The following is a 20,637-nucleotide window of genomic DNA, read 5'->3' as shown; positions in this document are numbered from 1 at the left end:
ACGGGGATGACCTCCTCGGCGTCATCCACCGAGTCGTCGACGTCACGCCGTTGCCCGAGCAAGCCCTGACCAAGATGGCTGCCACTCGCTATGAGGTAGCACCCGTCGACGACGCGCCGGTTTGGGAAGGGCTGGCCGCCGCGCTGAACGAGTTCGCCGCATTGGCCAGGCAGAACCGACAGCTGCAGGAGGCCCTCACCTCCCGAGCGACAATCGACCAAGCCAAGGGAATGCTCATGCTCCGCTGCGCTTGTGGTCCGGAGGAAGCCTTCGCCTTGCTGAAGCGAGCGTCCCAGAACACCAACGTCCGACTCGCCCACGTGGCAGCCGCCATGGTGCATCAAGCCCGCAACGGCGAGGCCGCGGTCATCGACATGATCCACGCATCCATGGACGCGCTCCCCGACACCGCTACCTGAATCCTCACCTGCGCTGAATCGCACGGCGGCCCGGTCCACACGGTGACCGGGCCGCCGCTGTCCCCCGGCCCACGGGGGCTGACCGCCGGTCAACTTTGCCGGAGCGGTGCGCCTGTCGATCGAACCATGTTCTTGCGCTCTGGTGTGGGGTACCGGAGGGCGGCCACGGATGGATGTCAGGAGTATGGAGCCACGATCGCCACCCACCGCGATCGGTCCAGTCCGGGGGCAACGTGCGGGCCGGCGATGCGATGTCCCATCGACTGAACACGAGGAGACAGCCATGAGCAAGGGTGAGTCCGACTCCCGGGCTCGGGGCGTCACGGACCGGGCCGATGACTTCCAGCAGCGGCACAGCGCCCTGGCAGTGCCCGTCGCGGTGGTCCGCAAGTTCGGGGAGGACAAGTCGACCAACCTGGCGAGCATGATCGCCTTCTGGGCCTTCTTCTCGTTGATTCCACTCCTGCTGCTCTTCATCACGCTGCTGGGCTTCTTCCTACCGGGGAGCACGAAGGCCCAGGTGCTCAAGAACGTGGCTCGCATGTTTCCGCTGCTCGACGCTTCCACTGTGGCTGGCCTGTCCGGGTCGTGGTGGGCCCTCATCGTGGGGGCTGTCAGCGCGTTGTGGAGCGGCCTCGCAGTCGTCCGGACAACGCAGTTCGCGTTCAACTCGGTGTGGGAGGTGCCGCGCAGCGATCAACCCAAGCTGGTCGAGCAGATCGGCCGCAGCGTGGCCGTCCTGACCGCCATCGGCGGTGGCCTCGTGCTCAGCACGCTGATCACCGGCTTCGTCTCCGGCGCCTCGGCCAGCCTGGGCTTGGGTCTGCTCGGACGGATCGTCGGGTTCGCCATCGCGATCCTGCTGGACGTCGGCCTGTTCATCGCGGCCTTTCGGCTGCTCACGGACCGCGACGTCACCGTGCGCGACGTGCTGCCTGGCGCGGTGTTGTCCGGACTCGTGTTCTGGGTGCTGCAGTCGTTGTCGTCGTTCATCATCAGCCGGCACCTGCACAGCGCTCAGGGAACCTACGGCAACTTCGCCACCGTGATCACCATCTTGTGGTGGTTCTACCTGCAGAGCATCGTCACCCTGCTCGGGGCACAACTCAACGTTGTCCTCGCCGAACGGCTGCACCCGCGCGGCCTTGTCAACGCTCCGAAGACCGACGCCGACCAGCGCGCCTACCAAGCCTACGCTGAGGAGCGGAAGTACCACGCCGAGGAAGAGGTCCGGACTGACTTTTCCAACGACGGCCGCGACGACACGTGAAGGCGGAGAGCTCGCAGCTGCACCGAGGTTCCTTCCCCGATGGTCCTGCACGAACGTCGGGAAGGACCCGGGCCCGCACGCGGACACCCGCAGGTTCGGGCCCAGACGGCGGGGCCAGCTCAGCACGGTAGGCGAGCCTGGGGTAGACCTCTTCCTGCTGTGGCCACCTCATGCCACGGCCGCACAGATGGCCCCGCCGATGGAGAGCGACTAGCACCCCCGGCCGGCACGGGGGCGTATCCACGGACGGGGCCGCCCTCCTCGCGCTGGCCCACGGGCTGAAGGAAACCAGACCCATCCGGGCGCCGAGTGGCCCCGAATCCTTGATGTGCGCCCGGCTTGCCGGGGCTCTCCCCGCACCGGCGGTCCGTGGCTGGTTGGCCGCGGACCACCGGCCGCGAGGCCAGCGCTGGCGGAGGCACACCCGTAGGGCGTCGGCCCTGCGGTGAGCAGACCCTGGTGGGGCGTCCGCCCGGCTGGGCCGAAACGGGAGAAAGAAGCTCATCATGCGCACCAAGAAGAAGATGTTGATGGCCGCAGTCCCGGTCGCGGGCTGTCTTGCGGCGCTCGGTGCCACGGCACCGGCCGCGCACGCGGCCGGAACTGACGGTTCGGGCGGGACCAGTTATCAGGCCACCCTTGCTCCGGTCGCCCTGAACACCCCCTCAGGCGCGGCCTCCGGGCACGTCACGATCACCATCAACGGTGATCGGGCCACGGTCAGCGAGCAGGTGTCGGGCCTGGCGACCACGCTGCCGACGGACACCAAGACGCTGTCCGCACTCGGCATCCCGGCCGCTTTCGCCGGCAAGCCGTTCCCGCACGTGCAGCACATCCACATCAACGGGCAGGGCGTGTGCCCGACGTCCTCGGCCGATGCCAACGGTGACGGCGTCATCTCCACCGTGGAGGGACACCACGCCTACGGCATGATCGGCACCACCCTCTCGACCAAGGGCAGCACCGGTGCCGACACCGCCACCGACGTGACCGTGGCCCCCGGGGGTGGCAGCTTCACCTACCAGCGCACCTTCACCCTCAACCAGGACACCCTGTCAGCGATCAAGAACAACAAGGCCGTGGTGGTGGTACACGGCCTGAACCCGGCCAACGCGCCCAAGGCCTCCCTGAGCACGCCGAACTCCCTGGGGGTGACGCTGCCCGGGGCGAACAAGAAGCTCGCGCTGATCGGCACCGCACCCGCGGTGTGCGGCAAGCTGGTCTCCTCCCAGATGAACACCATGCCCTCTGGTGGCGTAGCCACCGGTGGCGGCTCGACTTCCGGTGTCCAGGACCAGGGTCTGTTCTACGGAGCCGGCGGGCTCCTGCTGGGCGCAGGCGCCGTGCTGGCCCTCCGTCGCCGCTTCGGCAAGCAGCACTGATCCATCCCTGAACGGCACGGGAGAACTTCAACCATGAAGCTGCAGTTCGGCCACCGCGGCCGCCACCTGGCGACCGCGGTGGCCGTCATGCTCACTCTCGCCGCAGCGGTGCTGGTGCTCCTCGGCGCCCGCGCCCAGGTGCACGCCGCCGCGCCCCCCGCCTCGGCCGCGCACCCAACCGCCGAGGGCAACCTGCCCGCACCGCCCACCCCGGCGAAGACCACCGGCAAGCGGGCACCTCGGGCCGGCCACACCGCCGCCGAACCGTCCAGCCCGTCGACGCCGGCGGTAGTCGGTCCGGTGTTGGCCCGTTCCACACCGATCGCCTTGACCATCCCCGCGATCGGAATCCACCACTCACACCTGGCCGCGTACGGCACCGACACCCACGGTGCGATCGACATTCCCCCGGCCACCGGCGGCGTGCCCGCCGGCTGGTACACCGGCTCCCCCACCCCCGGACAGCCCGGCCCGTCGGTGATCGTCGGGCACACCGACGCCGCCAAGGACGGACGATCCATCTTCTTCCGGCTCGGCCAGCTGCGCCCCGGTGACCACATCGAGGTCACCCTGGCCGACCACACCGTCGCGGTCTTCACCGTCGACAGCCTGGAGGCCTACCCCAAGAAGCACTTCCCGACCGCCCGGGTCTACGGCAACATCAACCACGCCGGACTGCGACTGATCTCCTGCACCGGCAAGTTCGACCCCACCTGGGGCCACTACCTGGACAACCTCGTGGTCTACGCCCACCTGACCGGCAACCACCGCACCTGAACCTCCGCCCACCCGCAGCTGGCCCCATCCCGCTCGGCCAGGATGCCGAGGTCTACCAGGCCATGGACCAACGGCGCGCCAGCAAGGCCCTGCCCAGTCGTGACGCCTCGACCCAGAGAAGGGCCTTCACCGCGGTGGGCCCTGGGGTGCGGTTACCCTGCGGCTCGGTAGGTGAACACGTCGACCCGGCCGCGGCACGCCCCCCGTTCGTGGGCCACCACCACCAGGCGGTCACCGTGCACATCCACTCCCTCGGTCTCCGCTTGGCCGCACCGCGACACCTGTGGCAGAGCGCCGAGCAGCACCGGCCTGCCGCTCATCTGCCGCCCGTTCACGGGGTGCGCCAACGTGATGGCGATCAGCCCGTGGGACACCCCGAACACCGGCGCGTCCGGACTGTTGGCCGTGCACACCAAGGCGGTCGCCGACGCGAAGCCGCATCCCTGAAGATTGCGCACCTGCCGGCTCAGCCGGATCGTCGCCGCCAGGGGCAGGTCTCGTCCCGGGCGCGCTGCCGCGTTGTGCGCCGGCATGGGAAAGACCAGCAGACGGGTCATTCTCCCCCACTCCCCGGCGACGAACCAGTGGCGCGATGGAGCGATCGCCACGAAGGAGTTGTTGACCATCTCGCCCGGCGCCAGCCGGTGCAGCCAGTTGCTCCGCCGGCCGTCCGGTGCGGTGAGCACGAACAGCTTCGCCCGCCGCGACGGCTGCCCCTGGTAGGGCGCCAGCAGGTAGCCACCGGCGCTGCCCGGGTCACCGACGTGCCACCACCCTCGGGCGCGCAGCGAACCGCTGACGTCACCGTCCCCCCGGAACACAAGTCGCTCACGGCTGCCCGGCAGCGACAGCGTGGCAACCCCTTGGTCGGCACCACTCGCGGGCACCGGCCGCCAGCCCAGCAGCCTCCATCGGCCAGCCCTGTCGGGTAACGGGCTCATCGGTGCTCCCGCTGGCGTCGCCCACGCCGCCACCAACATCGTCACGGCGATGGCCGCCAGCAGGGCACGCACGCCCCGCAACAGCGTTCCTCCACGGCCATCGCTCAGCACACGGCAACGATGTGGTCGGCATGCTGAAAGCAGCCTGAACGCGGCCCCAAGCCACCCGCAGCGCGCCCGGGGGCTCGCAGCGAACTCACGGCAAGCCTCCAGCAGCCCGTCGGGTGATTCAGAGACAGTGGAAACCACCCCACACTGCAGGGAAAGGAGCTCCCGCGATGAGTGCCCTGGGTGAATGGTGGCGCCGGAACGTCATCGACTCCGACCCCCAACCGGAGTACTCCACACTGGACCTCCTCGACGTGAGCAGGACGAGGCGACCGGGTGCTGCCAGGCGTGTCGCGGCCGAGACGGCCGTCGTCGCGGAGAGACCATGGCTAGGCACGCCCGTGAGCATGGAAGGGAGCCCTGCGATGACGCTCATTCGCACGCACACCGACATCTGCCCTGATGGCGAGGGCTGGGCCGCATTCTGCTCCCACGAGTCGTGCGCCTGGAGTGCCGCGGGCTGCCGCGATGAGGCATCCGCACGGTTCCTCGCACAGCAGCACGACGAGACCCACTGAACGGCGTCCTCTTGCGCGACTGACTGCCAGGGCCCAGAGTTTGGAGAATCGCGGCGTGGGGTAGCCCCCCGGCACGGATAGCGCCTACCCAGGGAGGGCCCATGGGACCCGGAGTACGCATCGTCGCCGCTGTGGCCAGCGGCTATCTGCTCGGCCGACGGCACAAGCTTCGGCTGGCCATCGCGGTCGGCGGCCTGATCGCCGGCAAGAAGCTCTCCACCAACCCACGGCAGCTCGCCCGGCAGGCGCAGGAGCTGGTCGAGAACAACCCCCAGCTCGCCGAGCTCTCGGAGCAGGTGCGCACCCAGCTGTTCGAGGCCGCCCGGCTGGCCGCGGTGAAGGTGGCCACCGACCGGGTCACCGGACTCACGGAGAACCTCCAGGGCCGCACCAAGCAGTTGCTCCAGGCCGCAGAGAGCGGTGCCGGGACGGAGCAGCTCAAGCGCGTCGAGGCCGGCGATGAGGAGCCGCCGGCCGAGGACGAAGACTCCACGTCCGACCAGGGCGAGGAGTCGAGCGACGAGGGCGAGGAGGCCACCGAGGCAGCAGCGGACGAGGAGACGGATACCGCCGACAAGAAGTCTGCGGAGGAGGAGGAGTCGTCCCCCGACGAGTCCTCCGGCCAAGCGTCCTCCAACCAAGAACCCTCCGACGCGTCCTCTGAGGACGATTCCGCCGACGACGAGTCGTCCGGCTCTCGCCAGAAGCGCTCCGGCACCGCCAAGAAGAGCACCCGCAGCGGATCGGCCGCGGAGAAGACCAGCAAGAGCAGCGGGCGGAGGAGTTGACGATGTCGGAGAACAGCAACGACCAGACCTCGAAGCCCACCATGGGTGAGCAGGTGAAGTCGAGCCTCACCGAGCTGCCGATGGACATGCTGAAGAGCCAGCTCCGTGAGCTCAAGGACGCTGCGATGGGGCGTGCCGTCGGCCACGCGAAGGGCTGGGTGGACAACGCCACCGACCGGCTCAACGAAGTGGCCAGCGGTGAGCGAGACGTCGGTGGCGTGCTCGGCAGGTCCGCGTCGAAGGCCGGCGAGGAGGCCGTCGAGGGCGGTTCCCCGGCCAAGGGTGCGCTCAAGGGCGCGCTCTCGGGCGTCAAGGACAAGGTGAAGGACGCGATCCCCGGCATGGGCGGCGGTGGTGGCGGAGGCGGTGGCAAGGCCACCAAGTCCACGAACTTCGTCGACAGCATCGATGTCGGCGTGCCGGTGCACGTCGCCTACAACCAGTGGACCCAGTACGAGGACTGGCCCGACTTCATGAAGAAGGTGGAGACCGCCCAGCAGGAGGACGACGAGCCCAAGGTCGACATGAAGGCGCAGGTCTTCTGGTCGCACCGCTCCTGGCAGTCCACCATCAAGGAGCAGATCCCTGACCAGTTGATCGTGTGGCGTTCGACCGGCCAGAAGGGACACGTCGACGGAAGCGTGAGCTTCCATGAGCTCGCCCCACGCCTCACCAGGATCTTGGTCACCCTCGAGTACTACCCCCAAGGGTTCATGGAGCGGACCGGGAACATCTGGCGGGCCCAGGGCCGGCGGGCACGACTGGAAATGAAGCACTTCCGTCGTCACGTCATGATGAACACCATCCTCGCCCCCGACGAGGTCACCGGCTGGCGGGGAGAGATCCACGACGAAGAGGTCACCAAGACCCACGACGACGCCGTCGCCGAGCAGGAACAGCAGGAGCAAGAGGACCAGGAGCAAGAGGGCCAGGAGCAAGAGGGCCAGGACCAAGAGGGCCAGGAGCAAGAAGGTCGCGAGGACGAGGAAGGCCGGGCTGCCCAGGAGGGCCAGCAGGAGGAGGGCGAGGGCCAGCAGGAGGGCGGCGAACAGTCCGAGGACGAGGCGAACGGCGAGACCGACGAAGAAGATTCCGATCTGGGGGAGGAGCAGGAGAAGTCCGAGGAGACCGGTCAGCAGGACACGACCGAGGGCGATGACGAGGGCGGCGAGGAGCCCGAGCCGGAGTCCGACGGCGAGGACGAACTGACCGGCGAGGAGCCCCCCGCCGAGGAGGACACGGACGCCAGCGAGAGCGACGAAGCACGCGAATAGTGCCATTGCGCAGGAGTGGATGAGATGACAGAGACGATGGAACGGCCGCGCAGCGGCTACCTGGAACGGCCGAAGCCGAGTGGCCTCGCCGATGTGGTGGACTTGATCCTCGACAAGGGACTCGTCATCGACGCGTACGTGCGGGTGTCCTTGGTGGGGATCGAAATCCTGACCATCGACGCGCGCATCGTCATCGCGAGCGTCGACACCTATCTTCGGTTCGCCGAGGCGACCAACCGCTTGGACCTCTACCAGCACGGCGGCGAGGGGTTGACCGACATCGTCGGCAACTCCCAGGAGAAGGGTGCCGAGGGCAAGACGTCCGGTGCCATCAAGGGCGTCAAGAAGGCCATTCAGAGCAAGAAGGATGACAGCAGGAAGGACGACGACGAGGACTCCGGCGAGAGGTCCTCCTCCCAGGAGCGCGAGGGTGAGAAGGAAAACTCGTGATGCTGTCGGAGCCCGCGACCCGCGCTTCGCCTGACACCGGGGAGCTCCTGGTCCATGCCGTGGTGGGCGCCCACATGGCACTCCCGAGCCCCGGCCGAGCGCCCGAGGTCGCGGCGGGCCGCGAGCTCACCCTGCTGCGTCATGGTGAGCTCGCCGTCGTCGCCGAGCGGATCGACCCGGAGCACAGGTTCCGGGTGCGCGACGACCTGCTGGCGCACAGCGAGTTGCTCAATGCCCTCGCGGCGTCCGGACCGGTGATCCCCATCGCGTTCGGTTCGGTGTTCCCCGACGAGACCCACATCGTCGAGGAGCTGCTCGAGCCACGTCAGCGCGAGTTGACGGGCACCTTGGGCCGGCTGGAGGGCCGGGCTCAGTTCACGGTGCGGGCGCGCTACGTGCAGGACGCCGTGCTGGCCGAGGTGGTGCGCGAGGAGCCCGAGATCGCGCGCCTGCGCGCCGCGACCCGCGACCGGCCGGAGGAGCAGACCCACGGAGCCCGGGTTCGGTTGGGGGAACTGGTGGCCCGTGCCGTGGACGCGAAACGGCAGCGCGACGTCGACTGGCTGCTCATGGCACTGGCACCGCTCGCGGATGACCACCGCGTCACGCCGGGCTCCGGACTCGACCGGCTGGCCGACGTCTCACTGCTCGTCGCGACGGACCGACAGCAGGAGCTCGAGGCGCGGGCCGAGGACCTGGCCGCCGACTGGCGGGCGCGGGCCACGCTGCGTCTGCTCGGCCCCCTGGCGGCGTTCGACTTCGTCGGTGAGCCCGAGGGAGCAGGATAGGTCCATGGGGCTGTTCACCGGTCTCCTCACCTTGCCGGTCGCTCCGATCCGCGGTGTGATCGCCATTGCGGAGCTGCTGCAGCGGGAAGCCGAGGCGCGCCTGAACAGCCCAGCTGCCATTCGCCAGGAGCTCGAGGAGGTGGCTGAGTTGCGCGAACGTGGGCTGATCGACGAGGAGGAGGCCGCCGAACGCGAGGACCTGCTCATCCGTCGTCTCATCGAGGCGCGGGCCACGCGGAGCCGGGAGGAGTGAGCCATGGCTGACCAGCAGTCGGCAGAGGAAGGCGAGGAGGCCCAGCAGCAACAGAACGGTCGCGGCACTGCGGAGCCGGCCGACGACCAGGACGGCCACGGTCACGAAGACCATGGGGACGACGACCGCCGGGAGCACCACGCCTCCTCGGGTGGCTCCGGTCACGACGGCGGCCGGCACGTCTCGCTCACCTCGGTGGCCGAGCACGCCGCCAAACGGCTCGCCACCCTGACCGGACGACAACCGGAGGGCGTGACCGCGATCGAGCCCGACGACGACGGCTGGACGGTGCAGATCGAGGTCGTCGAATCACGCAGGGTCCCGGACAGCGCCGACATCCTGGCGCTGTACGAGGTGGGGCTCGACGAGTCCGGCCGGATGCGCGGCTACCGTCGCGTGCGTCGCTACACCCGAGGGCGGACCGGTGACGACTGAGGACGTGACCGAGTCCCAGCCGACCGCGCTGGACACCGCGGGTCGGCGGCCCGCCGCTGCCTACGGCGGCAGCACCCGCCCCCAACCGACGAACCTCGCGGACCTGCTCGAACGCATCCTCGACAAGGGCATCGTCATCGCGGGCGACATCCGCGTGAACCTGCTGGACATCGAACTGCTGACGGTGAAGATCCGGCTCGTGCTCGTGTCCGTCGACAAGGCCAAGGAGATGGGCATCGACTGGTGGGAGACCGACCCCATGTTCAGCAGCCGTGCCCACCACGACGAGCTGGCGGCAGAGAACCAGCGGCTGCGCGAGCGGGTTGAGGAGCTGGAGTCGGGCAGTGGGTGAGCGCGGGGTCTACCTGTATGCCGTGTGCCCGGCTTCCGCTTCCCCCGCCCTTGACGACGTGCGCGGGCTGCGCCAACAGCCGGTGTATGCCGTCACGCACCGTCAGCTGCTCGCGGTCGTGAGTGCCGTGGACCTGGACGAGTTCGGCGAGGCGGCCCTGCGCCGCAACCTCGAGGACCTGTCGTGGCTGGAGACTGTGGCCCGGGGGCATGACGAGGTCGTCCAACAGCTCGCCACCGCCACCACCGTCGCGCCGACTCGGCTGGCGACGATCTTCCTCGACGACGACGCGGTGCGGGACCGCCTCGAGCAGGAGGCCACGGCGCTCACCGAGGCGCTGCAGCGCATCGGTGGCCGCCACGAGTGGAGCGTGAAGGCTTATTCCCCCGCGCACCCGCCGGCGGGCGCCGGGCACGCGGACGGGACGTCGGGCGGCCACGAGTCAGGCACGGCATACCTGAAGCGACGTCGACAGGAGCGGGACCGGCGGGAGGACGAGACGCACGCGTCGGCCAGCGCCGCTGACGCGCTCCACGGGGAGCTGCGGGACGTCGTGGTCGCCAGCCGGCGCCTCCCCCCGCAGGACCCCCGCCTAAGCGGCCACCACGGCGTGATGGTGCTCAACGGTGCCTACCTGGTGGATGACTCGCGCGCCGAGCGCTTTCGCTCCTTCGTCGAGGACGCCACCGCACGGCACCCGCAGCTGCGCGTCGACGTGCAGGGCCCGTGGCCGCCCTACTCGTTCGCCACCCTGGAGGGGCCATGACCTCGGTGCTGCACGCCGAAGAGGCCACCGAGGTCGTCGCCCACCAGAACGAGCGGCCCACCGAGCCGATCGCCCTGGTGGACCTGCTCGACCGCCTCCTGGGCGTGGGCGTGGTGCTCGGCGGTGACGTCGTGATCTCCATCGCCGGCATCGACCTGGTCGAGATCAAGCTGCGTGCGCTGATCACCTCGGTCCGCGCCGAGCTGGACCGGGGAGCAGGTCGATGACCGGCCACGCGCTGCCGGAGCGGTGGGCAACGGACAAGGACTCCGTCGAGCGCGACCTGTTCAAGCTGGTGCTCACCATCGTCGAGCTCGTGCGGCAGCTGATGGAGCGGCAGGCGATCCGCCGCGTCGACGAGGGCGACCTCACCGACGAGCAGGTCGAGGAGCTGGGGACCGCGCTGATGCGGCTCGAGCGGGCCATGACGCACCTGCGCGAGCAGTTCGACCTCACCCCGGAGGACCTCAACCTCGACCTCGGCCCCCTGGGCACCCTGCTGGAATGACCTCAGCGCAGGTAGCTGGCTCCGTTGAAGTCGACGACGGCTCCCGAGACCCACTCGGCGGCCGGTTCGGCAAGCGCGACCAGGGCGCGCGCAACCTCCTCCGGCGACGCCACCCGGTTGAACGGGCTCTGGGCGCGCACGGCCGGGCCCTCCGGGCCGTCGAGCACCGGCGCCCCCATGTCGGTGGCGATGAAGCCCGGAGCCAGGCTCACCACCGAGATCCCGTGCGGCGCCAACGCAATCGCCATCGACTGCCCGAAGGCGTGCAGCCCCGCCTTGCTCGCGCCGTATGCCGGCACGTCGGGTTCGCCCCGGAACGCGCCTCGCGAGCCGACGTTGACGACCCGGCCGGTCGGAAGCCCTTCCGCCGGCGGCGTTCCCAGCATGTGCCGCGCGACGCACCAGGTCAGGTTCGCCGGCCCGAGGAGGTTGGTGGCCAGCGTGGTCTGCCAGGCCCGCACCCAGGCGTCGTAGTCGACGTCGGTGATGCGGTGGTCCCCGCGGCGGCTGCCGCCGTCGGCGGGGTCGAGGAAGAGAGCCGCGTTGTTGACCAGCACGTCGATGCGGCCGAGCGCCGCCACGGCCCCGCCGGCGAGGTGCTGCACCTCCGCGGGATCGGCCAGGTCGGCTCGAACGAGCGCGTGGCCGTCGCCGCGGAGGGTGCGCAGGACCTCTTCTGCGCGCTCCTGCGAGCGGTGGAAGTGCACGACGACGCGGTCGCCCCGCTCGGCGAACGCGCGTGCGGTCGCAGCGCCGACGCCGCGCGACGCACCGGTGACCAGGACTCCTCGTGACGGTGGGGTCATGCGCGCCAGCCTAGGGTGACCGCCTCCCCGCACCGCCAGCACGCCGGCTCCGCCCGGTGCGCCGCAACGGCGCTGGGCGCTACGACGGGATCCGGTGGCCCCAGAAGCGGCCCGACTCCGTGCCGATCGGCTTCTCGGTGCTCGCGTCGTACACCGTCGCGCGGTAGGTGCCGGAGATCCGGTCTCCCTCGGCGGCGCCCATGACGTGGACGCGCAGCACAGCGGCCTGAGCAGGGCCGGACTCGGCCGAGGTCCAGAACGTGCCGGTGAACCGGCCGTTTCCGTGGCCCTCCCAGGAGCCTGCGCCGGCCGGGCCGGCCGGAGCGAGCTCGAAGTCGAGCAGCACGCCTCCGCCAGCGAAGCACGCCACCGCCTTGATCGGCGGGCCACCCGTGGCCTGGTGGGTGATCAGCCAGCTGCCCGCGACGCGGTGCTGGGTTGCCTGCGGGGAGGCTTGGGCGCTCGACGCGAGCGCCACGCCTCCGACGACGGCCGCTCCGGCGGCGCCTGCGCCACGTAGCACCGCACGTCGATCCAGTGTGCTCTTGTCCATGATGACCTCCCGGCCTCTTGCGCCGGCGCCGGACGGGGCCGGCTCCCCCTTTGTCCCACAGCCGCTGCCCGGCCGGACCGAACAGCAAGGAATTCCCGGGAATGGCATCGTCCCGACGGTGGGGCGTGGCGCTCTGCGCACCGCCGCGTCACCGTGACGGCAGGGCGCCGGCGGCGCGCACGACACGCCGACGCGCCGGGCGTTCAGGAGGCCCACAGGTTGTGTTCACTGAGAGTCGAGGCGGACGAGGCTAGTGTGGAAACAGAGAACTGGAGAAGGAGGAGTCCATGAACAGCAGTCCGCGCAGCGGCAGCCTCGTGGTCGGCGTCGACGGATCTTGGCAGAGCACCCAGGCCCTCAGCTGGGCCGCCCAGGAGTCCCATCGCACCGGACGGCCCATCCACCTCATCCACGCGTTCGCTCCGGACTACCCCTCCCTCGGCTACGGCCTCGGGGGTGACCGCAGCATGCTGCGTGAGCAGGCCGAGGAGCAGCTGCGCGAGGCGGCGGAGACCATCCACATCATCGACTCCTCCATCGAGGTCACCACCGGACTGTCCTCCGGGTTCCCCTCGGCCGCGCTCGTGCGCGCCTCGAAGGAGGCCCGCCTCGTCGTCGTCGGCACGCGGGGGCAGAGCCTGCTGGCGGGGACCGTCCTCGGCTCGGTGTCCTCCCAGGTCGCGATGCACGCGCACTGCCCGGTCATCATCGTCCGTGGGGCACAGGGTGAGGACGTCAGCCAGACGCACCGCATCCTCGTCGGCTACGACGGCTCGCCCCAGGCGCAGCTCGCCCTGGAGCTGGCGTTCGACGAGGCCGTCGTGCAGGACGCCCAGCTGGTCTGTGTCCAGGCGTGGTGGCCCGGCGACGTCGAGGAAGCCGCGGCGGCACGCGGGCACGACTGGGCGGACTACCAGCGCGAGCAGCAGGACGCGGTGCGGCGCCTGCTCAAGGACCGGCTGAACGCCAACCCGGACGTGTCGTTCACGCACGAGGTGGTCAAGGACAACCCCGCCAAGATACTCATCGAGCGCTCCCACGACGCCGACCTCGTGGCCGTGGGCGCCCGTGGCAACGGCGGGTTCCAGGGGCTGCTGCTGGGGTCGGTGAGCTCGGCCGTGCTGCAGAAGGCGAACTGCACCATCGCCCTCATCCGGGAGCGCTCCGCGGCCTGAGGCTCAGGCCGCTCCCGCCTGGTCGATGAGGAAGGCGAGCTCGAACGCGTGCTGCTGCCACGCGTCATACCGACCGCTCTTGCCGCCATGGCCGGCGACCATCTCGGTCTTGAGCAGGATCGGCCGCGTGGCAGGGTCGTTGGTGGTGACCTCGCGCAGGCGCGCGACCCACTTGGCGGGCTCGACGAAGTAGACCCGGGTGTCGTTCAGGCTCGTCGTGGCGAGGATCGCCGGGTACTGCCGCGGCGCGACGTTCTCGTAGGGCGCGTAGGACTTCATGTAGGCATAGACGTCGGCGTGGTGCAGCGGGTCGCCCCACTCCTCCCACTCCCCCACGGTCAACGGCAGGGACGGGTCGAGGATCGTGGTCAGGCTGTCCACGAACGGCACTGCCGCGTGGATCGCCCGGAACCGGTCGGGGGCGAGGTTGGCGACCGCGCCCATCAGCATCCCGCCCGCTGAACCGCCTTCCGCGACAAGGCGGTCCGCCGCCACCCAGCCGCTCTCGACGAGGCGGTCGGCGCACGCGACGAAGTCGGTGAAGGTGTTGCGCTTGTGCTCCATCTTGCCGTCGTCGTACCAGCGGCGGCCCATCTCCCCGCCCCCGCGCACGTGCGCGACGGCGTAGACGAAACCCCGGTCCAGCAGGGACAGCCGGGCGACGGAGAAGTAGGGGTCCATCGAGATCTCGTAGGACCCGTAGCCGTAGATCAGTCCCGGGTTGCTGGCGTCGGGCCGGACGTCCGCCCGGGCCACCAACGAGATCGGGACGCGCGTGCCGTCAGGGGCGGTGGCCCACTCGCGCCGCTGGACGTAGTCGGCCGGGTCGTAGCCGCCGAGCACCTCCTGCTGCTTGAGCAGGGTGAGCTCGCCGGTGGTCACGTCGTAGTCGTAGACCGACCGCGGCGTCACCATCGACTCGAAGACGACCTGGACGGCGGTCTGGTCGTACTGCGGGTTGCTTCCCGTGCCGACGGTGTAGAGGGGTTCTTCGAAGCGCACGTCGCGGACGGCCCCGAAGCCGCTGTCCGCGCCGGCGTCCCGCGGCAGGATCCGCAGGGCACTCAGCCCGTCACGGCGCAGCGAGACCACGACGTAGTCGGCGAAGGCCTCCACCCCGAGGATCCGTTCGCCCGGTACCGGCGGGATCAAGGGCTGCCACTGGTCGGCGCTCGTGGCGTCCAGTGGCGCGTGCGCGACCTCGAAGTCGACGTCGCCCGCGTTGTGGGTGATCAGCAGCCGGTCACCGGCGGGCTCCACGTCGTACTCCACCCCGTCGCGCCGCGGCGCCACCAGGCGCGGGGCGCCCAGCGGCTCGGCCAGGTCGAGGAGCAGGGCCTCGGAGGTGGTGCGGGAGCCGAGCATGATCACCAGCCACCGGTCGTCGCGGGAGGAGCCGATGCCCATCCAGAACCGCTCGTCCGGTTCCTCGAAGACCTTCACGTCGCTGTCGGCCGGCGTGCCGACCTCGTGCCGCCAGACCTGGAAGGGGCGCCAGGCATCGTCGACCCGCGTGTAGAACAGGTGGCGCCCGTCGACCGACCAGACGGCGCCGTAGCCGATGTTGTCGACAGCCTCGTCGATCACCGTGTCGGTGTCGATCTGCTTGACCTTCAACGCGAACCGCTCGTCGCCCTGTAGGTCGACCGCGTAGGCCACCCGGGTGGCGTCGTGGCTCACCTCGAAGGCCCCGAGCGAGAAGAACTCGTGCCCTTCGGCCTCGACGTTGCCGTCGAGCAGCACCTGCTCGCCCGGCACCTGCGTGCTCGGGGACAGCACCGGCCGGCCCACTCCCTCCTCGGCACGCACCCGGCACTGCGCGGCATACTGCTTGCCCTCGAAGGTGCGCGAGTAGTACCACCAGCCGTCGAGCAGCACCGGGACGCTGAGGTCGGTCTCCTGGGTGCGCGACTTGATCTCCTGGAAGATCTGGTCCCGCAACGGTGCGAGGTGCTCGGTCATCGCCTGGGCGTAGGCGTTCTCGGCCTCCAGGTGCGCGATCACCTCGGGGTCGGACTTGTCGCGCAGCCACTCGTAGGGATCGATGACCCGGTCACCGTGGTGCTCACGCACGTGCTCGACCTGCTTGGCCACGGGCGGCTTGGGGACGTGGGGCTGGTTCGTGGGCTGTGCGGTGGAAGTGCTCACCGAGGCACTGTATGCGACGGTCCCGCCCTCACCGGCCACGGTCACCGCGGCCGGCGGGCCAGCTCAGCCGTGGAGGGGCGGCAGCTCCTCGGACACCGGCCGGGCCCGGGGCACGTGCCGCAGGAACAGCCCGAGCAGCAGGGTCACGACGATGAGCACGCCGGACAGGCCCACGACCGCCGGCCACGCCGCCGTGGACCAGGCCACGCCGGCCAGGTCACCGAAGAGGGAGGAGCCGACGTAGTACGCGATGAGGTAGAGCGAGGAGGCCTGCGCCACGGCCGCCCCGGCGATGTGCGCCCGCGCCGGCACCCAGCCGCTGGCCACGCCGTGCATGGCGAAGAACCCGCCGGTCGTGACCGCCAGGCCCAGCACCACCAGCGGCAGCCAGGGCGCGAGCGTGAGGGCCAGCCCGGCGAGGGTGACGACCGCGCCGGCCACGATGACGTTGGCGCGGCCGTGCGCGGCGGCCTGCCGGCCGGCCCACGGCGAGCTGACGACGCCGACGACGTAGACGAGGAAGACCAGGCCGGTGAACGCCGGGCTCAGCGAGAACGGTGCCGCGGACAGCCGGAAGCCGATGCCGTTGAACGCCGCGACGAATGCGCCCATCGCGGTCGCGGCGATGGCATACAGGGCCAGCTGCGCGGGGGCGTGCAGCAGCCGGGACGTGGCCTCGAGCAGCGCGCGGGCGTTGGCCGGGCGGGCGGTGAAGCCCCGGGAGGCGGGCAGCAGCCGCACGGCCGCGAGCGCGCTCACCAGACCGAGGACGGCCACACCGCCGACGGCGAGGCGCCAGCCACCGAGGTCGGCCAGCCCGCCGGCGACGAGCCGACCGGCCATTCCACCGATCGCCGTGCCCCCGACGTAGAGTCCGGCGGCTTGGGGATGCCGGTCCCCGTGGACCTCCTCCCGCAGGTAGGCCATGGCGACGGCCGGCAGGCCCGCGAGCGCGACGCCCTCCAGCGCCCGCAGGAGCAGGAAGAGGGTCCAGCTCGGCGCCAGGGCGGAGGCCACCCCGATGAGGCTTGACGCCACGAGGGAGATCCGCATCACCGAGACCCGTCCGCGGGTGTCCGACAGCGGTCCGGCGACCACCAGCCCCACGGCGAGGCCCAGGGTGGCCAGTGAGACGGTGAGCGCGCTCTGGGCCGCGCTCACCCCGAAGCGGTCGGACAGCTCCGGCAGCAGCGGCTGCGTGGTGTAGAGCAGCGCGAACGTCGTCAGGCCGGCGAAGAACAGCCCGAGCGTGACCCGCCGGTAGCCGGGCTCCCCCACCCGGTAGCCGGTCGAACGATTCACCCTTTCATGGTCCGCCCGCGGACGTCATACGTAAAATGAGCGGGCGGAAACGAACCGATGCGTTCCATGCATGGCGAGGTGACGGGTGGACGTCGAGGACCTGCGGCAGTTCGTCGTGGTGGCGCGCACGGAGCACCTCACCGAGGCGGCGGCGATGCTGCGCACCCCGCAGCCGACGCTGTCCCGGGCGATCCGGCGGGTGGAGGACGCGGTGGGCGCGCCGCTGTTCGAGCGGCAACCGCGCGGGCTGCGGCTCAACCCCGCCGGTCGGCTGATGCTCGCCGCCGTCGACAGCGCGGTGCTCGCCCTGGACCGGGGCATCGAGCAGGTGCACGGGCTGCGGGACCCTGAGTCGGGCACCATCCGGCTCGCCATCCTGCACTCGGTGGCCGCCACCCTGGTGCCGGAGGTGATCCGGGCCTTCCGCGCGGTGGCGGCACACGTGGAGTTCGACCTGCGCCAGTTGGCCACCTACGAGATCCTCGGCGACCTCGAGGCCGGTCAGGTCGAGCTCGGCATCAGCGCCCGCGCGGACCGGCCTGGCTTCGGGTGGCTGCTGCTCGAGCGGCAGCAGGTGTGCCTCGCCGTGCCGCAGGGGCACCGGCTCGCGGCGCGCACTGCGGCGTCGCTCGCCGAGGTCGCCGACGAGGCTTTCGTCGGCTTGCAGCCCTCGTTGGCCTTCCGTGCCGACACCGACGAGCTGTGCCGTCGGGCCGGGTTCGTCCCGTCCATGGCCTTCGAGTGCACCGACCTGGCAACGGTCGAGGGGCTGGTCGGCGCGGGGCTGGGGGTGGCACTGCTCCCGGTCCCCGTGGACGGCCCGCGGGAGACCTCCGCGGGCACGGTGCTCGTGGACCTCCAGGGCACGGCCGCGCGCCGGGACATCGGGCTGGTATGGCGCGCCGCCACCACGCTGCCCCCGCCCGCCGAGCGGTTGCGCACCTTCCTCCAGGACTGGGGTGCGTGAGAGAGTTACCGTCATGGCGTCGTTCACGAGAACCGACCACCTGCGGGGAGCCGAGTTCGTCGAGACGGACCTGCACGGAGCCCGGTTCGTCGGCTCCGACCTGTCCGGTGTGGTGATGCGCGGCGTGGACGTGCAAGGCGCCGACATCGACGCGCCCTGGCTGCTGGACGGCGCGAGCGCCCTGCACGTGAACGGCGTCGACGTGGCCCCGTTCGTCGAGGCCGAGCTGAACCGCCGGTTCCCGGGCCGCGATGCCCGGCGAGCCGCCGATCCCGAGGATCTGCGCGCGGCCTGGCAGGCGCTCGAGCGCGCATGGTCGGCCGCGCTCGACCGGGTCGGCGCGATGCCGGACGGCACGGTCGACGTCTCGGTGGACGGTGAGTGGTCGTTCGCGGAGACGTTGCGGCACCTGGTCCTCGCCACGGACCTGTGGCTCGGCCAGGCCGTCCTGGAGCGCGAGCAGCCCTTCCACCCGCTCGGTCTCCGCGACGGCCAGCGGAGCGACGCGTCCGACGGTGCCACCGCTGCACCTGCGTTCCCGGCGGTGCTCGACGCCCGCGCGGACCGCGTTGCCCTGGTGCGCGACTTCCTGGCGACCGTCACCGCAGCAGAGCTCGCCACCACTCGCCGGAACCCGCACGATCCCGACTACCCCGAGACCACCCGGTCCTGCCTGCACGTGATCCTCGAGGAGGAGTGGGAACACCTCCGCTATGCCCTGCGCGACCTCGACGCCATCGAGGCGCACACCGCGACCTGAGTGCGCCCTGCACCCGGAGCGAGTCGAGGGCCGGCCTCACTCGTTGATGCCGCTGCGCTCCACCCCGGCGATGATCCACCGCTGCAGGAACAGGAACATCACCAGCAGCGGCGCGATCGACACGATCGCCGCGGTGAACAGCTCGTGCAGGTTCACCGTCTGAGCGGTGAGGAACGTGGACAGCGAGATCTGCACCGTCCAGCTCGAGGCGTCCTGGGCAATGACCAGCGGCCACAGGAAGGCGTTCCAGCTGGCGATGAAGGTGATCGTCCCGATGGCGGCGACGAAGCCGCCGGAGTTCGGCACGACGATGCGCCAGAACGTGCGCCAGTAGCCACAGCCGTCGATCATCGCCGCCTCCTCCAGCTCCTGGGGGAAGCCGAGGAAGTACTGCCGGAACAGGAACGTCGCCAGCCCCTGGAACAGCCCGGGGATGATCAGGCCACGCAGCGTGGAGACCCAGCCGAGCGTCGAGACCAGGACGAAACTCGGCACGAAGGTGATCGCCGCCGGGATGAGCAGGGTCCCCATGACGGCGTAGAACACCGCGTTGGCGTAGCGGACGTGGATCCGCGCCAGTCCGTAGCCGGCCAGGCCGGACAGCAGCAGCACGCCCAGCGTCTGCGTCACCGAGATGACGACCGAGTTGACCAGGCTGCGCGCCATCGGGACGCTCGAGTCGCGGAACAGCTCGGCGAAGTTCTCCCAGTGCAACGTGGTCGGGAAGAAGGTCCAGTTCGGCGAGGTGATGTCGGCGTCGGTGGACAGGGCGTTGCGCAGCAACAGGTAGAACGGCACGAGGAAGACCACGGCCGCCAGCACGAGCACCACGTAGCGCAGGGCCGTGGCGACGGGGGCACGGCGCTTGCGGCGCACCGGCATACGGCGGTGCGCGGTGCCCTCGGATGCGGCAACCTGGCCCACGTCAGTCCGCCTCCCTCCGGCCGATGCCGGTCAACCGCCCTTGCAGCAGGGCGAACCCCGCGATGAGCAGCGTGAGGATCATCGCGCCGGCGCTGCCGTTGCCGAAGTCCTGCCCCTGTCCGAGCGCCTTGTAGTAGAGGTAGACCAGCGGCGGCCGGGCATAGGGCGGGTACTGCCCGGTGCTCGAGAGCAGGTTGTAGAACTCGTCGAAGGCCTGAAAGGCGTTGACCAGCAACAAGAGCAGGACCGCGGTGGAGGTGGTGCGCAGCTGCGGCAGGGTGATGTGCCGGAACGCCTTCCAGCCCACGGCACCGTCCAGCGCGGCGGCTTCGTACAGGCTCGGCGAGATCCGTTGCAGGCCGGCGAGGAACAGCACCAGGTAGAACCCGATCTGCAGCCACAGCCGGACCGTCACGATGACGACCCAGTACCACGGCGGGTCCGGCACCGACAGCCAGGCGATGGGGTCCATGCCGACCCACCCGAGGATCGTGTTGGCCAGCCCGAAGCGCACCCCGGAGAAGATCGACATCTTCCAGACCAGCGCCGCCACCACGTAGGAGCACGCCGTGGGCAGGAAGAACACCGACCGGAAGAAGGCCTTCGCCCGGGCCGTGCGGTGCACGAGCACGGCGAGGCCCAGGGCGAGGGCGAACGTCGTCGGCACGATGAACACGGCGAACAGCACGAAGGTCCACAGGCTGCGCCGAAAGGCCGGGTCCCCCAGCATGTTGGCGTAGTTCTGCAGCCCGACGAAGTCCGTCGGGGTGACGGTGTTGTGCGCGTTGAAGAAGCTGAGGAACAGGCTCCAGCCGATCGGCACGTAGACGAAGACGACCAGGCCGAGCAGGAAGGGCCCGACGAACACCCAGAACCACACGTGCCGGGCGCGGGCGGCAGCGGACCGTCGCCTCCCTGAACGGCCGGTATGCCGACCGCTCACCTCCCGGGTCGTCGTGCTGGAGACCGACAT

General features: G+C 70.4%; 24 protein-coding genes. 17 read left to right on the top strand and 7 right to left on the bottom strand.

Annotated features, from left to right (window positions below; genetic code table 11):
- The 4 genes from VFL99_RS05325 to VFL99_RS05310 all read left to right on the top strand — a co-directional run.
- On the top strand, nucleotides 1-419 hold a 419-nt coding region (locus tag VFL99_RS05325; RefSeq protein ID WP_325105297.1), incomplete at its 5' end, for an ANTAR domain-containing protein.
- A gap of 283 nt (nucleotides 420-702) precedes the next feature.
- Nucleotides 703-1,689, top strand: a complete 987-nt coding sequence (locus VFL99_RS05320; RefSeq protein WP_325105296.1) for a YihY/virulence factor BrkB family protein — start codon at nucleotides 703-705, stop codon at nucleotides 1,687-1,689.
- Between the two features lie 506 nt (nucleotides 1,690-2,195).
- The gene (locus VFL99_RS05315) at nucleotides 2,196-3,071 is read left to right on the top strand and encodes a hypothetical protein (RefSeq protein ID WP_325105295.1); all 876 of its coding nucleotides are present in this window, start codon (nucleotides 2,196-2,198) and stop codon (nucleotides 3,069-3,071) included.
- Nucleotides 3,072-3,104: 33 nt separating this feature from the next.
- Nucleotides 3,105-3,848 carry a class F sortase gene (locus VFL99_RS05310; protein ID WP_325105294.1) on the top strand — a complete coding sequence of 248 codons (744 nt, stop codon included), beginning with the start codon at nucleotides 3,105-3,107 and terminating at the stop codon, nucleotides 3,846-3,848.
- Nucleotides 3,849-4,000: 152 nt separating this feature from the next.
- Here VFL99_RS05310 and VFL99_RS05305 read toward each other — a convergent pair whose 3' ends face one another.
- A complete protein-coding gene (locus VFL99_RS05305) occupies nucleotides 4,001-4,900 on the bottom strand; it encodes a hypothetical protein (protein ID WP_325105293.1) in 900 nt (299 codons plus the stop codon).
- A gap of 616 nt (nucleotides 4,901-5,516) precedes the next feature.
- Here VFL99_RS05305 and VFL99_RS05300 point away from each other — a divergent pair.
- From VFL99_RS05300 to VFL99_RS05255, 10 genes are all read left to right on the top strand, one after another.
- Nucleotides 5,517-6,203, top strand: coding sequence for a hypothetical protein (locus VFL99_RS05300; protein WP_325105292.1), 687 nt, complete (start codon nucleotides 5,517-5,519; stop codon nucleotides 6,201-6,203).
- Between the two features lie 2 nt (nucleotides 6,204-6,205).
- On the top strand, nucleotides 6,206-7,477 hold the full coding sequence (locus tag VFL99_RS05295; RefSeq protein WP_325105291.1) for an SRPBCC family protein: 1,272 nt from the start codon (nucleotides 6,206-6,208) through the stop codon (nucleotides 7,475-7,477).
- Between the two features lie 24 nt (nucleotides 7,478-7,501).
- Nucleotides 7,502-7,927 (top strand): gas vesicle protein GvpJ, encoded by a 426-nt coding sequence (gene gvpJ, locus VFL99_RS05290; protein WP_325105290.1) that lies wholly within the window; start codon nucleotides 7,502-7,504, stop codon nucleotides 7,925-7,927.
- 74 nt (nucleotides 7,928-8,001) lie between these two features.
- Complete coding sequence (locus VFL99_RS05285) at nucleotides 8,002-8,715, top strand: GvpL/GvpF family gas vesicle protein (protein ID WP_325105289.1); 714 nt, start codon at nucleotides 8,002-8,004, stop codon at nucleotides 8,713-8,715.
- 4 nt (nucleotides 8,716-8,719) lie between these two features.
- Entirely contained in the window at nucleotides 8,720-8,968 is a 249-nt protein-coding gene (locus VFL99_RS05280; RefSeq protein WP_325105288.1) for a gas vesicle protein GvpG, read from the top strand.
- A 3-nt stretch (nucleotides 8,969-8,971) separates the two neighbouring features.
- Entirely contained in the window at nucleotides 8,972-9,403 is a 432-nt protein-coding gene (gene gvpO, locus VFL99_RS05275) for a gas vesicle protein GvpO (RefSeq protein ID WP_325105287.1), read from the top strand.
- Nucleotides 9,393-9,755 carry a gas vesicle protein gene (locus VFL99_RS05270; RefSeq protein ID WP_331683556.1) on the top strand — a complete coding sequence of 121 codons (363 nt, stop codon included), beginning with the start codon at nucleotides 9,393-9,395 and terminating at the stop codon, nucleotides 9,753-9,755. The genes gvpO and VFL99_RS05270 overlap by 11 nt, the downstream gene beginning before the upstream one ends.
- A complete protein-coding gene (locus tag VFL99_RS05265; RefSeq protein ID WP_325105286.1) occupies nucleotides 9,748-10,521 on the top strand; it encodes a GvpL/GvpF family gas vesicle protein in 774 nt (257 codons plus the stop codon). Before VFL99_RS05270 ends, VFL99_RS05265 begins: the two co-directional genes overlap by 8 nt.
- Nucleotides 10,518-10,748, top strand: a complete 231-nt coding sequence (gene gvpJ / locus VFL99_RS05260; protein ID WP_325105285.1) for a gas vesicle protein GvpJ — start codon at nucleotides 10,518-10,520, stop codon at nucleotides 10,746-10,748. Before VFL99_RS05265 ends, gvpJ (VFL99_RS05260) begins: the two co-directional genes overlap by 4 nt.
- Nucleotides 10,745-11,029 (top strand): gas vesicle protein K, encoded by a 285-nt coding sequence (locus tag VFL99_RS05255; RefSeq protein WP_325105284.1) that lies wholly within the window; start codon nucleotides 10,745-10,747, stop codon nucleotides 11,027-11,029. Before gvpJ (VFL99_RS05260) ends, VFL99_RS05255 begins: the two co-directional genes overlap by 4 nt.
- 2 nt (nucleotides 11,030-11,031) lie before the next feature.
- Here the strand turns inward: VFL99_RS05255 and VFL99_RS05250 are convergent, their stop codons facing one another.
- Together VFL99_RS05250 and VFL99_RS05245 are read right to left on the bottom strand one after the other, a co-directional pair.
- Nucleotides 11,032-11,835, bottom strand: a complete 804-nt coding sequence (locus VFL99_RS05250; RefSeq protein WP_325105283.1) for an SDR family NAD(P)-dependent oxidoreductase — start codon at nucleotides 11,833-11,835, stop codon at nucleotides 11,032-11,034.
- Nucleotides 11,836-11,914: 79 nt separating this feature from the next.
- Nucleotides 11,915-12,388 carry a hypothetical protein gene (locus VFL99_RS05245; RefSeq protein ID WP_325105282.1) on the bottom strand — a complete coding sequence of 158 codons (474 nt, stop codon included), beginning with the start codon at nucleotides 12,386-12,388 and terminating at the stop codon, nucleotides 11,915-11,917.
- A 287-nt stretch (nucleotides 12,389-12,675) separates the two neighbouring features.
- On the opposite strand from VFL99_RS05245, the gene VFL99_RS05240 reads away from it, so the two are divergent.
- Complete coding sequence (locus VFL99_RS05240; protein ID WP_325105281.1) at nucleotides 12,676-13,563, top strand: universal stress protein; 888 nt, start codon at nucleotides 12,676-12,678, stop codon at nucleotides 13,561-13,563.
- A 3-nt stretch (nucleotides 13,564-13,566) separates the two neighbouring features.
- Here the strand turns inward: VFL99_RS05240 and VFL99_RS05235 are convergent, their stop codons facing one another.
- Both VFL99_RS05235 and VFL99_RS05230 read right to left on the bottom strand, forming a co-directional pair.
- On the bottom strand, nucleotides 13,567-15,711 hold the full coding sequence (locus VFL99_RS05235; protein WP_325105280.1) for a S9 family peptidase: 2,145 nt from the start codon (nucleotides 15,709-15,711) through the stop codon (nucleotides 13,567-13,569).
- A 63-nt stretch (nucleotides 15,712-15,774) separates the two neighbouring features.
- Nucleotides 15,775-17,013 carry an MFS transporter gene (locus VFL99_RS05230; RefSeq protein ID WP_325105279.1) on the bottom strand — a complete coding sequence of 413 codons (1,239 nt, stop codon included), beginning with the start codon at nucleotides 17,011-17,013 and terminating at the stop codon, nucleotides 15,775-15,777.
- 85 nt (nucleotides 17,014-17,098) lie between these two features.
- On the opposite strand from VFL99_RS05230, the gene VFL99_RS05225 reads away from it, so the two are divergent.
- Nucleotides 17,099-17,980, top strand: a complete 882-nt coding sequence (locus VFL99_RS05225) for a LysR family transcriptional regulator (protein ID WP_325105278.1) — start codon at nucleotides 17,099-17,101, stop codon at nucleotides 17,978-17,980.
- A 13-nt stretch (nucleotides 17,981-17,993) separates the two neighbouring features.
- Nucleotides 17,994-18,740: a DinB family protein gene (locus VFL99_RS05220; RefSeq protein ID WP_325105277.1), complete on the top strand. Its 747-nt coding sequence runs from the start codon at nucleotides 17,994-17,996 to the stop codon at nucleotides 18,738-18,740.
- A 36-nt stretch (nucleotides 18,741-18,776) separates the two neighbouring features.
- Here VFL99_RS05220 and VFL99_RS05215 read toward each other — a convergent pair whose 3' ends face one another.
- Complete coding sequence (locus tag VFL99_RS05215) at nucleotides 18,777-19,664, bottom strand: carbohydrate ABC transporter permease (RefSeq protein ID WP_325105276.1); 888 nt, start codon at nucleotides 19,662-19,664, stop codon at nucleotides 18,777-18,779.
- A 1-nt stretch (nucleotide 19,665) separates the two neighbouring features.
- Nucleotides 19,666-20,637, bottom strand: a complete 972-nt coding sequence (locus VFL99_RS05210; RefSeq protein WP_325105275.1) for a carbohydrate ABC transporter permease — start codon at nucleotides 20,635-20,637, stop codon at nucleotides 19,666-19,668.

The sequence above is a fragment of the Segeticoccus sp. genome, from assembly GCF_035708005.1.
The sequence above is the reverse complement of the archived record's forward strand: the minus strand, read 5'-3'. Positions and strand labels throughout refer to the sequence as shown.